The following is a 1,338-nucleotide window of genomic DNA, read 5'->3' on the forward strand; positions in this document are numbered from 1 at the left end:
ACTTGATTTGTTGATGCTACTTGTTCTGTTAGTGTTGCTTCTAATTGTTTGCCAGAAGCGGCTATTTGTGTGGCTGAGGTGGTAACTTGAATACCTGAACCTTGGACTTGACGAATTAAACTACTCAATTTCTGCGTCATCGTTTTCAGTGCCGCCATCAACTTACCAATCTCGTCATCAGCGGTGATTTCCACATTACTAGTAAAATCTCCCGCAGCCACTCGGTCTGCTAAATGAAATGCAGTTTGCAAAGCCCGCGCCAACGCCCGGCTAGGGATGAGAATAATTCCTAAACAAACAGCAATGGTTACAATCACAATACAAAAGAAATTTCCCCAATTCACAAAGACTGCAAAGTTTTGAATTTGATCAGCTTGCTTTTGTCGTTCTGCTAAACTTTGGTCTTCTGCCTCCAACATTGCATTCATTTTTTCCCTGATTTCATCCATTAATTTTTTGCCTTTATCTGACAAAATCACATTTAATAACTCTTGTTCTTGACCAACTCGCTTCATATTGATAGTTGTTGTCAACTCATCCATTTTGGCTTGGCTTAATTTTTCAATTTCTCTAAGAGTTTTAATTTGCGCTGAATTGTCCGAAATTTTGTTTTTGATTTCCCACAATGTATTTTTTAATTGTGTTTTTGCTAAATTAAATGGTTCTAAATACCTTTCTTCTTTTGTAATGATGAATCCCCTTTGACCAGTTTCAGCATCAATCAAAGACTTTTCGAGTTCTTTTAACTGGGTTTTAATTGCATAGGTATGATTAACCCATTTATTAGACTCTATGAGAGAATTCGTAGTTGAATTAGAAATATAGCTGGCAACACCTGTTAACCCAACAATAATTGCACAGCCACCGATAACAAATTGATTAATTTTAATCCCTTGTGGCATATTATCCTATTTTAATATTTGTATTTATGGAAATAGCAGTTAATACCTAATAAATAAAAGTCATCATTTATGGATTTGAGTCTGCCACAAAAGCTGAACCCAGATGAATTAGCCATTAATAGCCTTTATGGAGTCAGATTGACATCCGTATTTGAGGATGATTATTTTGAAATTACGATAAAGTCGGTTCAACAATATTGTTGTTAACTTTGAAGATAGAAACTTCTTGACGTAAGCCACGAGAAACTTGATTAAGTTGGGCGATCGCCTGATTAATTTCCCTGAGTGAATCGGCAGTCTGGACTGAGGTACTACTTAACTGCACCATTGCTTCACTAATTTGTTGCGCTCCTAGTGACTGCATTTCCATTCCCTTGTTCACCGATGCAAAACGTGGGTTTAGCTCCTGTACTTGCTGAATAATTTGCCCAATCTG

The 1,338-nt window shown here is 36.8% G+C and carries 1 protein-coding gene and 1 pseudogene; both read right to left on the reverse strand.

All coding sequences use genetic code 11. The features are described 5' to 3' along the window. On the reverse strand, window positions 1-902 hold a 902-nt coding region (locus tag NCWK1_RS28950), incomplete at its 3' end, for a CHASE3 domain-containing protein (RefSeq protein ID WP_146034070.1). 172 nt (window positions 903-1,074) lie between these two features. After that, window positions 1,075-1,338 (reverse strand): annotated as a pseudogene (locus NCWK1_RS28955) (methyl-accepting chemotaxis protein); the annotation flags it as partial.

The sequence above is a fragment of the Nostoc cycadae WK-1 genome, from assembly GCF_002897135.1.
In the GTDB taxonomy this organism is placed as follows: domain Bacteria; phylum Cyanobacteriota; class Cyanobacteriia; order Cyanobacteriales; family Nostocaceae; genus Nostoc_B.